Annotated in this window: 11 protein-coding genes and 2 pseudogenes; 8 read left to right on the top strand and 5 right to left on the bottom strand. The window is 73.1% G+C overall.

Annotation, left to right across the window (positions count from 1 at the left end):
- Positions 1–38 precede the first annotated feature (38 nt).
- From ACLGIH_RS26435 to ACLGIH_RS26450, 4 genes and pseudogenes are all read right to left on the bottom strand, one after another.
- Positions 39–1,247, bottom strand: a complete 1,209-nt coding sequence (locus ACLGIH_RS26435) for a TerD family protein (protein ID WP_416529480.1) — start codon at positions 1,245–1,247, stop codon at positions 39–41.
- Positions 1,248–1,466: 219 nt separating this feature from the next.
- Positions 1,467–2,065: pseudogene (locus ACLGIH_RS26440) on the bottom strand (zinc-binding dehydrogenase); the annotation flags it as partial.
- Positions 2,044–2,660, bottom strand: a pseudogene (locus tag ACLGIH_RS26445) (DeoR/GlpR family DNA-binding transcription regulator); the annotation flags it as partial. The pseudogenes ACLGIH_RS26440 and ACLGIH_RS26445, both read right to left, overlap by 22 nt.
- Positions 2,661–2,923: 263 nt before the next feature.
- Entirely contained in the window at positions 2,924–3,733 is an 810-nt protein-coding gene (locus ACLGIH_RS26450; RefSeq protein ID WP_416527780.1) for an NAD-dependent epimerase/dehydratase family protein, read from the bottom strand.
- 253 nt (positions 3,734–3,986) lie between these two features.
- Between ACLGIH_RS26450 and ACLGIH_RS26455 the strand changes: the two genes are divergently transcribed.
- Entirely contained in the window at positions 3,987–4,955 is a 969-nt protein-coding gene (locus ACLGIH_RS26455; RefSeq protein WP_416529481.1) for a 5-dehydro-4-deoxyglucarate dehydratase, read from the top strand.
- Positions 4,952–6,115 (top strand): hypothetical protein, encoded by a 1,164-nt coding sequence (locus ACLGIH_RS26460; RefSeq protein ID WP_416527781.1) that lies wholly within the window; start codon positions 4,952–4,954, stop codon positions 6,113–6,115. The genes ACLGIH_RS26455 and ACLGIH_RS26460 overlap by 4 nt, the downstream gene beginning before the upstream one ends.
- Here ACLGIH_RS26460 and ACLGIH_RS26465 read toward each other — a convergent pair.
- Positions 6,052–7,311: an MFS transporter gene (locus tag ACLGIH_RS26465; RefSeq protein ID WP_416527782.1), complete on the bottom strand. Its 1,260-nt coding sequence runs from the start codon at positions 7,309–7,311 to the stop codon at positions 6,052–6,054. The two genes, ACLGIH_RS26460 and ACLGIH_RS26465, sit on opposite strands and share 64 nt — an antisense overlap.
- Positions 7,312–7,550: 239 nt before the next feature.
- Here ACLGIH_RS26465 and ACLGIH_RS26470 point away from each other — a divergent pair, with 239 nt between their 5' ends.
- The 6 genes from ACLGIH_RS26470 to ACLGIH_RS26495 all read left to right on the top strand — a co-directional run bounded on the left by ACLGIH_RS26470 (position 7,551) and on the right by ACLGIH_RS26495 (position 13,556).
- Positions 7,551–8,150, top strand: a complete 600-nt coding sequence (locus ACLGIH_RS26470; RefSeq protein WP_416527783.1) for a TIGR03086 family metal-binding protein — start codon at positions 7,551–7,553, stop codon at positions 8,148–8,150.
- Between the two features lie 149 nt (positions 8,151–8,299).
- Entirely contained in the window at positions 8,300–8,977 is a 678-nt protein-coding gene (locus ACLGIH_RS26475; protein ID WP_416527784.1) for a GntR family transcriptional regulator, read from the top strand.
- On the top strand, positions 8,974–9,882 hold the full coding sequence (locus ACLGIH_RS26480) for a dihydrodipicolinate synthase family protein (RefSeq protein ID WP_416527785.1): 909 nt from the start codon (positions 8,974–8,976) through the stop codon (positions 9,880–9,882). Before ACLGIH_RS26475 ends, ACLGIH_RS26480 begins: the two co-directional genes overlap by 4 nt.
- Positions 9,879–11,600 carry an L-arabinonate dehydratase gene (gene araD / locus ACLGIH_RS26485; protein ID WP_416527786.1) on the top strand — a complete coding sequence of 574 codons (1,722 nt, stop codon included), beginning with the start codon at positions 9,879–9,881 and terminating at the stop codon, positions 11,598–11,600. The genes ACLGIH_RS26480 and araD overlap by 4 nt, the downstream gene beginning before the upstream one ends.
- A 121-nt stretch (positions 11,601–11,721) precedes the next feature.
- Complete coding sequence (locus ACLGIH_RS26490; protein ID WP_416527787.1) at positions 11,722–12,657, top strand: carbohydrate ABC transporter permease; 936 nt, start codon at positions 11,722–11,724, stop codon at positions 12,655–12,657.
- On the top strand, positions 12,654–13,556 hold the full coding sequence (locus ACLGIH_RS26495) for a carbohydrate ABC transporter permease (protein ID WP_416527788.1): 903 nt from the start codon (positions 12,654–12,656) through the stop codon (positions 13,554–13,556). The genes ACLGIH_RS26490 and ACLGIH_RS26495 overlap by 4 nt, the downstream gene beginning before the upstream one ends.
- Position 13,557: the final 1 nt, after the last annotated feature.

Consider the following 13,557-nt stretch of genomic DNA (forward strand, 5'->3'; position numbering starts at 1 on the left):
CCGCATCCCCGAGGGGTGCGGGTCCGCCGCGCTTGCGGCTACAGGGCCTGGGCGGCCGGCTTCACCATGCCGCGGACGGTGCGGGACTTCACGAAGTCGCCCATCGCGGTCATCTCCCACTCGCCGGAGAACTGACGGATCAGCTTCGCCATCATCACGCCCGTCTGCGGTTCGGCGCTGGTGAGGTCGAAGCGGACCAGTTCCTCGCCGGTGGCTCCGTCCAGGAGACGGCAGTAGGCCTTGGCGACCTCGGTGAACTTCTGGCCCGAGAAGGAGTTGACCGTGAAGACCAGGCCGGTGACCTCCTGCGGGAGCCGGCCGAGGTCGACGGTGATCACCTCGTCGTCGCCGCCGCCCTCGCCGGTGAGATTGTCGCCGGAGTGGCGGATGGCGCCGCCCACGATCTGGAGCTTGCCGAAGTAGCAGCTGTCGATGTGGTTGCGCTGCGGGCCGTAGGCGATGACCGAGGCGTCCAGGTCGATGTCCTTGCCGCGGTAGGCCGGCTCCCAGCCGAGGCCCATCTGGACCGAGGACAGGACCGGGCGGCCGCCCTTGACGAGGGAGACGGTCTGGTTCTTCTGGAGGCTGACCCGGCCCTTGTCCAGGTTGATCTTTCCGGCGCCCGGGGCGGGGGCGACCGGAGGGGCGGCGGGCGGCGCCGCGGTGACGGGCGGGGCCGGCGACGGGGCGGTGGCCGGCTGCGGCGGGGCCGCCTGCTGGGCCGGGGCGGCGGGCTGGGCCGGGGTGGCTGGCTCCTCCTCCACCGAGACGCCGAAGTCGGTGGCGATGCCGGCCAGGCCGTTGGCGTAGCCCTGGCCCACCGCCCGGGCCTTCCAGGCGCCGTTGCGGAGGTAGATCTCCACGATCACCAGGGCCGTCTCGGTGCCGAGCTGCGGGGGCGTGAAGGCGGCCAGCACGCTGTTGTCGTCGGCGTTGCGGATGGTGGCGGTGGGTTCGATGCCCTGGAAGGTCTGGCCGGCGGCGTCCGGGCTGGCGGTGACGACGATCTTCTCGATGCCCGGGGGGACGGCGGCGGTGTCGACCGTGATCGCGTCCGGGGCCGTGCCGCCGCCGGAGCGGTGGGTCACGCCCGGGCCGGCGGGCTGGTTGTAGAAGATGAAGTCGTCGTCGGAGCGCACCTTGCCGTCGGCGGTGAGCAGCAGGCCCGATACGTCTAGCCGCACAGGGGCGGTGACGTCCACCGTCACGCGGGCGGCGGAGAGAGGGATGTTCGAGCCGGGGGTCATAGCTGTCATGCCCCGTGAACGAGCGAGGGCGTTTTACCGTTCCCTTACCCGGCGGCCATTCGGGTTTCCGTGCGGGTGGGGGCGGTGCGGGTGGTGCGGGTCAGGGGGGATTCCGCCCCCGCCGCCCCTGCCCGTCCCCGGGGCTCCGCCCCGGACCCCGTTGTCGGCCTGGACGGCCTCGTCCTCGAACGCCGGACGGGCCGAGGGCCCGTGCCGTGGCTACTCCGGGACCACCACGATCTTGCGGCCCACCCCTGCCGCGAACTGTTCCGGGGCCTGCGGGTAGCGGTCCAGGGGGATGCGGTCGCTGATGAAGACGTCGGGGTTCAGGACGCCGTTCGCGAAGAGTTCCGCCGCGCGCTCGTAGCTGTGCAGGACCGCCATCGAACCCGTGATCGTGATCTCCTGGTTGTAGATGCGGTAGGGATCGATGGTCACGCGGTCGCGTAGTCGGCCACCCCGAACTGGAGGAAGGTGCCGGCCCGGGCGACCTGGTCCGGACCGTCCTGGATCGCCGCCGCGTTGCCCGTCGCGTCGATCACCACGTCCCAGCCCTGGGGGCGGTCCAGCTCGTCGGCGTTCGCCGCCGCCGACGAGACCCCGAGCGCGCGTGCCGTCTCCAGGCGGGCCGGGTTGATGTCGACCACGTCCACGCTCGCCGCGCCCGTGCGCTTGGCCAGTTCCAGCATCATCAGGCCCATCGTCCCCGAGCCGTAGATCAGGACGTGGGCGCCGAGACGGGACTGCAGGACGTCGTACCCCCGGACCGCGCAGGACAGGGGCTCGATCAGGGCCGCGTCCTGGGTGCGGACGTGCTCGCCTGGGTCTTGACCTCGCCGACCGCCGGGTCGGGCGTGGTCAGGCCGTGCTCGCGGGAGATGCCGTTGGCGCCGATGTACGCCAGGTCGACGACGAAGCCGGCCAGCATCTTCGTCGTCCAGTGGTCGACGGTGGCGAGCGTGCCCGAACGGACCGTCCGCCGAGCAGGAGCACGGAGGCGTCACCGGACTCGGCGAGCGCGCCCGCGACCGGCAGGGACGCGGTGACCACGGTCAGCTGCCGGTCCCGGGGGAGTGCCTCGGCGATGAGCTGGGGGGTGAAGCCCTCGTCGACGAAGACCGTCTCGGCGTCGCCGAGCAGGTCGGCCGCCGCGGCGGCGATCCGGCGCTTGTCGGGCACATGGCTGGTGGCGCGGAAGGCGAGGGTCGTCTCGAACCCGGCGCTCTCCACGGGATAGGCGCCGCCGTGGGTGCGGCGGACCAGGCCGTGGTCCTCCAGGGCGCGCAGATCGCGTCGTACGGTTTCCTTGGCCACACCCAGTTCGGCCGCGAGCGCGGTGACGTCGACCGAGCCGGTGGCGCGGGCGAGCCGCACGATCTCCCGCCGACGGTCCTCCGCCGTCCTCGGTCCCATCGCCTGCACCCGCCTTTCCGCCTGCGTGCCCGTTCGGGCCCGGTGTGGCCCATGGGGGAGGTTCTACAGCGGCGGTGCGGCTCTGACCAGGTCTGTTGCGGGGTCGATGCTGCCCGTTCGGGCCCGTTCCGGTCGGCGGGTGACCGGCGCGGACCTGGGGCGCGGCGGTGCGGGGCGTGGGTCCGGGCGCCGGCGGTGCCCGAACGGGGTGGCGGACGGGCCTGTTCGCTGCCCGTCCGCCTCTTCGCGTGGACGACTTTCGGTCAGTACGGCCAGATCGGCGGGTCGGTCACGAAGTGCCCGCCGAGGCAGGCGTGCGCCGGGTCGTCCGGGTCCAGCTCGCCCTGTTCGGCGATGAGCTTCTCGGCGTACGGCTCGGAGTCGTCCTGCGGCTCGTAGCCGAGCGCCCGCGCGGAGCCGAGGTCCCACCACAGGCGGGTGTTGGCGGAGGAGCCGTAGACGACGGTGTGTCCGACGTTCTCGGCGGTCAGGGCGGCGTGGAGGAGCCGGGCGCCGTCGGCCGGGCTCATCCACACCGAGAGCATGCGCACGCTGGTCGGCTCGGGGAAGCAGGAGCCGATGCGGACGGAGACGGTCTCCACCTGGTGCTTGTCCCAGTAGAACTGGGCGAGGTCCTCGCCGAAGGACTTGGACAGGCCGTAGAAGGTGTCGGGGCGGCGCGGGGTGTCCACCGGGATGAGCGGGTCGTCCCCCTGGGGCCGGGGGGTGTAACCGACGGCGTGGTTGGAGGAGGCGAAGACGATGCGGCGCACGCCTTCCTCGCGGGCCGCCTCGTAGAGGTGGTAGGTGCCCTCGATGTTCGCCTTGAGGATCTTCTCGAAGGGGGCTTCCAGGGAGATGCCCGCGAGGTGGATGATCGCGTCGACACCCCGGACCGCCTCGCGCACGGCGGCCCGGTCGGCGAGGTCCGCGGTGATCGCGTCCGGTTCGCCCTCGATCGGGCGCAGGTCGAGCAGGCGCAGGTGGTAGCCGAAGGCGGGAAGCAGGTTCCGCATCAGGCTGCCGAGGCCGCCGGCGGCGCCGGTGAGCAGAACGGTGCGGGGTGCGGGCATCCTCGGGTCTCCTTGACTCGCCGGCCGTACGTCCGGGTGGCGCGTGCGCCCAGGCGTACGTCCGAGTGCGCGTACGTCCATGTGCACATACGCCATTCATATGCGTGGACACGCTAAGAGGGGCGGGGTGACCCGTCAAGTGTCCCGCGGAAGCGGTCGATCCGCACGTGTGGCGCGCGCGGGTGCGCTTGACCGGCCGCGGCGGGGCGGCTTAGCGTGAGGCTGTTCAGAAATGTGGACGCAGGTCATGAATATGGAAATGGGAGAGTCCGTGACGTCAGCCCCGCCAGCCCCGCTCGCCGCCCGGCTCACCGTCCCCAGCGGGCCGCTCTTCTTCCCCGTCACGGCCTACGGCCCCGGCGGCGGGGTCGACCTCGACGTCTACCGCGCCCATGTGCGCCAGGGGGTGGACGCGGGAGCCGCCGCCGTGTTCGCCTGCTGCGGCACCGGGGAGTTCCACGCGCTCACGCCCGAGGAGTTCCAGGACTGCGTGCGCGCGGCCGTCGCGGAGACGGCCGGCCGGGTGCCCGTGGTCGCGGGCACCGGCTACGGCACCGCGCTCGCCGTCCGCTACGCCCGCCTCGCCGCCGAGGCCGGGGCGGACGGGCTGCTCGCCATGCCGCCGTACCTGGTCGCCGCGGGCCAGCAGGGGCTGCTGCGGCACTACCGCGAGGTGGCCGCGGCCACGCCCCTGCCGGTGATCGTCTACCAGCGCGACAACGCCGTGTTCACCCCCGCCACCGTCGTCGAACTGGCCCGCACGGACGGGATCGCCGGCCTGAAGGACGGGCTCGGCGACCTCGGCCTCATGCAGCGGATCGTCAGCGCGGTGCGCACCGAGGCCCCCGGTGACTTCCTGTACTTCAACGGGCTGCCGACCGCCGAGCAGACGCAGCCCGCCTACCGCGCCCTCGGCGTCCCGCTCTACTCGTCCGCGGTGTTCTGCTTCGCCCCCGGCATCGCCCTCGCCTTCCACCGGGCGCTGCGCGACGGCGACGAGGCCACCGTCCAGCGGCTGCTGGACGGCTTCTTCCGGCCGCTGGCCGAACTGCGCGCCCGGGGCCGCGGCTACGCCGTCTCCCTGGTCAAGGCCGGGGTGCGGCTGCGCGGTCTCGACGTGGGAGAGGTGCGTCCCCCGCTGCACGAGCCCGCCGAGGAGCACGTCAAGCAGCTCGCGCAGATCATCGAGCGCGGCCACGCGCTGACCGGGGAGGGCGCGTGAAGGCCTCGGCGTTCGTCTACCCCTGGGACGTCAACGGGGACCCGGAGGCGGCGCAGTCCATCGCCGCGACCGGCGTCCGGCAGGCGACACTCGCCGCCGCCTACCACTCCACCCGCGCGCTCACCCCCCGCCACCCGCGCCACCGCGTCGTCACCGCCGAGTACGCGGCCGTCCTCTACCCGCCCGGCCCCCGCTGGGCGGAACGGGAGCTGCGCCCGTACCCGGCAGGCGACTGGGCGCCCGGCGACGCCTACGCGCAGGCCGCCGCCGCGCTCGCGGACGCCGGCCTCGAGGTGCACACCTGGGTGGTGCTCGCGCACAACTCCCGCCTGGGCGCCGACCACCCGCACACCTCGGTCGTCAACGCCTACGGCGACCGCTACCCCTGGGCGCCCTGCATCGCGCAGCCCGCCACGCGCGCGTACCTGGTGGACCTGGCCGCCGAGGCGGCGGTGCGGCCCGGGGCGCGCGGCACCGAACTGGAGTCCCTCGGCTGGTACGGGCTCGCCCACCTGCACGCCCATGACAAGACCGGCGGCGTCGGACTCGGCGACGCCGGGCAGTACCTGATGTCGCTGTGCTTCTGCCCGGACTGCCGCGCGGGGTACGGCGAGCGGGGCCTGGACCCCGGCGAACTGGCCGCCGCCGTACGGGAGGCACTGGAGCCGGTGTGGCGCGGGGCGCCGTCCGACGGGGGCTGGGCCGGGGTGGAGAAGCTCCTCGGCCGGACGCGGGCGGGCGCCACGCGCGCGTGGCGGGACGACACCGCCCGCACGCTCCAGGAGGCGGCCGTCGCCGCGGTCCGCGCCGCCGCGCCCGACGGTTTCCAGGTGCTGCTGCACGCCGACCCGGTGTCGTACCACTGCGGCGCCAACGCCGGTGTCGACCCGGCGCACATCCTGTCCGTCGCGGACGGGGTCGTCGTGCCCTGCACCGGTGGCGCGGGCCTGCTGGCACCGTTCGCCGAGCAGGGCCGCGAGGGGGCCGTGCTCGCCGCCAACCTCACCATCGTCTCCGGGATGGGCGGCAGCCCCGGCACCCTCGCCGCCGACGCGGCACACGCGCGTGCGCTCGGGGCGACCGAACTGCGGCTGTATCACGCCGGGCTGGCGTCGGACGGCGACCTGGCGGCGGTGCGGTCGGCGCTGGCCGGGGGCTGAGCCGACGACCCCGCCGCCGTCACCGCGGCCGTCACCAGCAGGGCCAGGCCGGTGGCGGGCAGCAGCAGCGGCAGGGCGACCGTCTCCACCAGCGCCGCACCGGCGGCCAGGCCGAGCACGTTCGGCGCGAACACCAGCGTGTTGGCGGTGGCCGTGACCCGGCCCAGCAGCGGCTCCGGCGTGTGGTGCTGCACGGCGGTCGGCGTGGCGATCAACACCGCGGGCAGCCCCGCGCCGATCGCCGCGCCGGCCGCCAGCGCCACCGCCTCCGACGGCACCGCCCGCACCGCCACCGCCACGGACAGCAGCGCGATCCCGCACGCCGCGAACCGCCGCCCGCCCAGCCGCCGCAGTCCCGGCCCGGCCAGCAGGCCGGCCGCCACCGACCCGGCGCCCTGGACGGCGTACAGCACACCGGCGTAGGCGGGGGAGCGGCCGAGGGCGTCGACGACGGCGTAGGCGGTGGCGCCGTGGACGCCCGCGCAGAGCATCGTGGCGCCGCCCGCGAGGACCAGCGGGCGCAGCCGGGGGTGGCCCCACAGGTACCGGGCGCCCTCGGCCGTCCGCGTCCGCCAGTGCGCCGCGGGCCGCTGCGGCCGGGCCTCGCGGACCCGTAGCGCCGCGTACACGCCCGTGGCCAGCACGAACGTGGCCGCGTCGAGCAATGCCACACCCGCGCCGCCGTACGCCGCGTACACGCCCGCTCCGGCGAGCGGCGCCAGCAGCTTCATGCCCTCGTTGGCGGTCGTGCGCAGCCCGTTGAAGTCACCGAGCCGCCGCTTGTCGACGGCCGTGGCGACGAGCGCCGACTCGGCCGCGTCGTGGACGACGCCCGCGGCGCCGTACCCGAACAGCACCGCGAACAGCAGCCAGAGGCGGCCCGCCGAGTCGACGGCGAGGAGGGCGAGCACGAGGCCGGCCGGCAGCAGGTTCAGGCCGATCAGCAGAGGCTTGCGGCGGACCCGGTCGGCGAGCGTGCCCAGCGCCGGTCCGGCCAGGGCCGGCGCCCACAGGGCGAGCGTGCACAGCGCGGCCAGTCCGTCCGAGCCGGTGAGATCCTTCGCCCGCATGCCGGACGCCAGCCACAGCGCCGACGTGCCGAAACCGGAGACCAGCACCCCGGTGAGACACAGGCCCGCGGTGCGGTCGCGCAGCACACGGGCCACCGTCCAGGTCGTCGTTCGTGTCGTCGTCATACCTGGTCAGCGTTGCCCTGAGGAGGGTGCCCCGGGATCGGGCAGGTGCCCGAGAAACCCGCCGCGCGACCGATGACTTCTCCGGGCGCGGTCGGTCTACCTCCCAGGAGAGCACCCCAGGAGACCACCCGAGAGTCCCAGGAGAGCCCCAGAAGCGCGTCCCGCGAGAGCGCCTCAGGAGAGCACCTGAGGCCCCTGGGAGCATCCCGGCAGACCGACCCGCCCGGCGAGGAGCAGCAATGACGACCGACCAGCCCTTCGACACCCTCGACCTCGGCCCGCAGGCGCGTGCCGTCGCCCGCCTCGCGGACGGCGTCCCCGACGCCCGGCTCACCGACCCCACGCCCTGCCCCGGGATGACGGTGCGCAACCTGCTCGGTCACCTGGTCCACCTGGCCGCCGCCTTCCGCGACGCCGGACGCAAGGACCTGGGCGTCACCACCGACACCAGCCCCGAGGCGGCCGTGCCCGACATCGGGCCCGGCTGGCGCGAAGAGCTGCCGAAGGTGCTCGACGAGCTGGCCGAGGCATGGCGGGACCCGGCCGCCTGGACCGGCATGACCCGGGCCGGCGGCGTGGACCTGCCCGGCGAGGTCGCCGGTGCCGTCGCGGCCGACGAACTGGTGATCCACGGCTGGGACCTGGCCCGCGCGACCGGCCAGGACCACACCCCGGACCCGGCCGCACTCCAGGCCGCGTACGGACTCCTCCTCGCGTCGGCCGCGGAACCGGAGCGGGACGGCGGCATGTTCGGGCCCGTCGTCCCCGTCCCCGACGACGCGCCCCTGCTGGACCGCGCGGTGGGGCTGAGCGGACGGGACCCCCGCTGGACCCGGTGACACGGGGCCGCCGGGAGCCCCGCGGGAGAAAGCCCTTTCAACTTCCTTTGCCAGAACCATTGACGAACCGTCGCGCCGCTCCTACGTTCATCGCGTCGTACTCCGTACGTCATATATGAGACGCGATACGCGATATCCGAGAGGCGCGCATGACCTCTGTGCCCACGCCGATCCCCTCCCGCACGCAGTACGTGCTGGAGGAGATCAAACGCCGCATCCTCACCGGGCAGTTGACGCCGGGACAGGCCCTGGTCGAGACCGAGCTGGCCGCACGGTTCGGGGTGTCCAAGACCCCGGTGCGCGAGGCGCTCAAGACCCTGGCCGGCACCGGGCTGGTCGTGATGAGCCAGTACAAGGGCGCCACGGTGCGCATGGTGGACGCGGACATGGCGCGCGAGGTCTACGACGTGCGGCTGCTCCTGGAGCCGGAGGCGCTGCGGCGCGCGGTCCGGCGCGGCGCCGCCCTGGACGCCGCCCGTGACGCGCTGACCCGGGCCGACCGGGCCACCGACACCGCGGAACGCTCCCTCGCCAACCGCGAGTTCCACCGCGCCCTGTACGTGCCCTGCGGCAACCCGCTGCTCGGCCGGATGCTCGACGAGGTCCGCGACCAGGCGGCCCTGGTCTCCGCCGTCGCCTGGGCCGCCGACCCCTCCTGGGAGCGGGAGGCGCGCGAGCACCAGGAGATCCTGCGGCTGGCCCTCGCCGGCGACGCGGACGGCGCCGCGCGCGCCCTCTACGCGCACATCGCGTCGTTCGTCGAACGGGCCTTCCCCGAAGCGGACACCGTGGTCGGGGAAGCCCAGGAAGAGGACGGTCCGGCATGACAACGACGTTCGAGTCCCAGCGGGCGGCCCTGGCCGACGTGGTGGCGATCCCGGTGACCCCGTTCGCCGAGGACGGCTCCGTCGACCCCGGCACCTACCGGGCCCTGCTGCGCCGCCTGCTCGACGGGGGCATCACCACCCTCACCCCGAACGGCAACACCGGCGAGTTCTACGCCCTCACCCCGGCCGAGCGCCGCCTCGTCACCGAGCTGACGGCCGAGGAGGCCGGCGACCGGGCGGCCGTCCTGGTCGGCGTCGGCCACGACGTGCCGACGGCCGTCGCCTCCGCGCGGCACGCCCGCGAGCAGGGCGCCCAGATGGTGATGGTCCACCAGCCCGTCCACCCGTACGTCTCCCAGGGCGGCTGGGTCGACTACCACCGCGCAATCGCCGAGGCCGTCCCCGGGCTGGGCGTGGTCCCCTACGTCCGCAACCCCCGGCTCACCGGCGCCCGCCTCGCCGAACTCGCCGACGCCTGCCCCAACGTCATCGGTGTGAAGTACGCCGTCCCGGACGCCGCGCGGTTCGCCGCCTTCGCCCGCGACGCCGGACTGGACCGCTTCGTCTGGGTCGCCGGACTCGCCGAGCCGTACGCCCCCTCGTACTTCTCCGCCGGCGCCACCGGCTTCACCTCCGGGCTGGTGAACGTCGCCCCGGCCGTCTCGCGGAACATGATCGAGGCCCTCCGGGCCGGCGACTACCCGGCCGCCATGAAGGTCTGGGAGCAGATCCGCCGCTTCGAGGAACTGCGCGCCGAGGACGGCTCCGCGAACAACGTCACCGTCGTCAAGGAGGCGCTGGCCGCGCTCGGCCTGTGCCGCCGGGACGTGCGCCCGCCGAGCAAGCCGCTGCCCGAGGACGCGCGGACCGAGGTCGCCGCCATCGCCGCCGGGTGGTCGATATGAAGTCACCCGAGCAGCTGCGCAGCCACCAGTGGTACGGCACGGACGGACTGCGCTCCTTCAGCCACCGCGCCCGCACCCGCCAGCTCGGCTACCTGCCCGAGGAGCACCTCGGCAAGCCGGTCGTCGCGATCCTCAACACCTGGTCCGACATCAACCCCTGCCACGTCCACCTCCGCGACCGCGCCCAGGCCGTCAAGCGGGGCGTGTGGCAGGCGGGCGGCTTCCCGCTGGAGTTCCCGGTCTCCACGCTCAGCGAGACCTTCCAGAAGCCGACCCCCATGCTCTACCGCAACATGCTGGCCATGGAGACCGAGGAGCTGCTGCGCTCCTACCCGGTCGACGGCGCCGTCCTGCTGGGCGGCTGCGACAAGTCCACGCCCGCCCTGCTGATGGGCGCCGCCTCCGCCGACCTGCCCACCGTCTTCGTGCCCGCCGGCCCCATGCTCCCCGGCCACTGGCGCGGCGAGACCCTCGGCTCCGGCACCGACATGTGGAAGTACTGGGACGACAAACGGGCCGGCCTCATCGGCGACTGCGAGATGCAGGAGCTGGAGAGCGGCCTGGCCCGCTCGCCCGGCCACTGCATGACGATGGGCACCGCCTCCACCCTGACCGCCGCCGCCGAGGCCCTCGGCGTCACGGTGCCGGGCGCCTCCAGCATCCCGGCGGTCGACTCCGGGCACGACCGGATGGCCGCGAAGGCGGGCCTGACGATCGTCGACCTGATCCGCAAGGACCGCAGGCTCGGCCACATCCTCACCGCCGAGGCCTTCGAGGACGCGGTCACCACGGTCCTGGGCCTGGGCGGCTCCACCAACGCGGTCATCCACCTGATCGCCATGGCGGGCCGCGCGGGCGTGACCCTCACCCTCGACGACTTCGACCGCATCGCCCGCACGGTGCCGGTGCTGGCCAACGTGCGGCCCGGCGGACAGACGTACCTGATGGAGGACTTCCACTTCGCCGGCGGGCTGCCCGGCTTCCTCTCCCGCATCCCCGACCTGCTCCACCTGGACCGGCCCACCGTCTGCCACGACACCCTGCGCGAGCAGATCGCCGGCGCCCGGGTCCACGACGACGACGTCATCCGGCCCCGCGACAACCCGGTCGCCGCCGAGGGAGGGCTCGCCGTCCTGCGCGGCAACCTGTGCCCGGACGGCGCGGTCATCAAGCACATCGCCGCCGAACCGCACCTGCTCAAGCACACCGGCCCCGCGGTCGTCTTCGACGACTACCGGACGATGCAGCGGACCATCAACGACCCGTCGCTGGGCATCACCGCCGACAGCGTGCTGGTCCTGCGGAACGCCGGCCCCAAGGGCGGCCCGGGCATGCCCGAGTACGGCATGCTGCCCCTCCCCGACCACCTGCTCAAGCAGGGCGTGCGGGACATGGTGCGGATCTCCGACGCCCGCATGAGCGGCACCAGTTACGGCACCTGCGTGCTGCACGTGGCACCCGAGGCGTACGTCGGCGGACCGCTGGCACTGGTCCGCACCGGAGACCTCATCACCCTGGACGTCGCCGCGCGCACCCTCCACCTGCACGTGGACGACGCCGAGCTGGAGCGCCGCCGCGCCGACTGGGCGCCGCCGCCCGTGCCGTACGAACGCGGCTACGGAGCGCTCTACTTCGACCAGATCACCCAGGCCGACACCGGCTGCGACTTCGAGTTCCTCGCCCGCCCGGGCACGGTGCCGGACCCCTACGCGGGCTGACCCGCCCCCGGCCCCTGCGCCGGAGTCCCGCCACGCATACGTAGAAAGCGCTTCACCCCGTACGAGCCGCACCGAGAACGCACGACGTACGAGACACGACGTACGAGAACGGAGAACAGTCATGGCCCCAGCCGCAGCCGTGGCGAAGCCGCCCCCGCCACCCCGGCCGCGCCGTGCCTCCGCCACCCCGCGCAGGCTCCCGTACCTGCTCATCGCCCCGGCGGGCCTGCTGATGCTGGGCTTCATCGCCTACCCGGTCATCAGCGTCTTCTACTACAGCCTGCAGAACTACAACCCCACCAAGCCCTGGCGGAACGGGTTCGCCGGCTTCGACAACTTCACCCGCATCTTCACCGACGACCCGCTGTTCTGGGACACGCTGGTCTTCAGCGCCAAGTGGGTCTTCGTCGAGGTCGGACTGCAACTGCTGTTCGGGCTCGCCCTGGCCCTGATCGTCAACCAGACCTTCGTCGGCCGCGGGCTGGGCCGGGCCCTGGTCTTCTCCCCGTGGGCCGTCTCCGGCGTGCTGACCTCCGCGATCTGGGTGCTGCTCTACAACTCCCAGACCGGCATCACCCGCTACCTCGCCGACCTGGGCATCGGCTCCTACGGGACCAGCCTGCTCTCCGACACCTCCACCGTGTTCTCGGCGGCGGTCATCGCCGACCTGTGGCGCGGCGTGCCGTTCTTCGCGATCCTCATCCTCGCCGACCTCCAGTCCGTGTCGAAGGACCTGTACGAGGCCGCCGAGGTCGACGGGGCCAGCCGGTTCAAGCAGTTCTGGCACATCACCCTGCCCCATCTGAAGGACGCCATCATCCTGTCCACGCTGCTGCGCGCGGTGTGGGAGTTCAACAACGTCGACCTGCTCTACACCCTGACCGGCGGCGGGCCCGCGGGCGAGACCACGACCCTGCCGCTGTACGTCGCCCACACCAGCGTCGACGCCCACGACTTCGGCTACGCGTCGGCCCTGACCACGGTCGCGTTCGTGATCCTGCTCTTCTGCTCGATCGTCTATCTGCGGCTGAGCAAGTTCGGAGGCGAGACCAAGTGATCACCAAGGAGGCCACCAAGGCCGCCCCCGCCCTCGCCCCCGTGCCCGCCACCCCCGGCCCGCCGCGGTCGGCGAAGAAGCGCCCCGCCTGGGACGAGGTGCCCCGCTGGCAGATCTACCTGCCGCTCGGCGTCTACCTGGTCTTCACCCTGATCCCGTTCTACTGGATCCTGCTCTTCTCCCTGCGCCCCTCCGGCTCCACCTCGCTGGTGCCGTGGCCGATGACCTTCGACCACTTCGAGAAGGTCTGGACGGAACGGAGCTTCGGCACCTACTTCGAGAACAGCGTGCTCGTCGGTGTCGCCACCCTGGTGATGACCACGGTCGTCGCGCTGGCCGGCGGCTACGCCCTGGCCCGGTTCGACTTCAGGATCAAGCGGGCGTTCATGCTGGGGCTGCTGTGCTCCCAGTTCGTGCCGGGCGCGCTGCTGCTGGTCCCGCTGTTCGAGATCTTCGCCGAGCTCCAGCTGATCAACTCGCTGGGCAGCGTCATCGTCGCGGAGACGGTCTTCCAGCTGCCCCTGTCGATGATCCTGATCAGCAACTTCATCAAGAACGTGCCGTACTCCCTGGAAGAGGCCGCGTGGGTCGACGGCTGCGGCCGGTTCCGCGCCTTCCGCATCGTCGTGCTGCCGCTGCTGCGGCCCGGCCTGATCGCCGTCGGCTCCTTCGCCTTCGTGCACTCCTGGAACCACTTCCTGTTCGCCCTGATGTTCCTCAACAACCAGGACAAGCAGACCATCCCGGTCGGTCTGAACAGCCTGATGAGCGCGGACAGCGTCGACCTCGGCGCGCTGGCCGCCGGCGGCATCATCGCGGCCGTGCCCGTGGTGATCGTGTTCGCCTTCATCCAGAAGTGGCTGATCACGGGCTTCAGCGCGGGGGCGGTGAAGGGATGAC

The organism is Streptomyces hamibioticus, assembly GCF_047946815.1.
Taxonomy (GTDB): domain Bacteria; phylum Actinomycetota; class Actinomycetes; order Streptomycetales; family Streptomycetaceae; genus Streptomyces.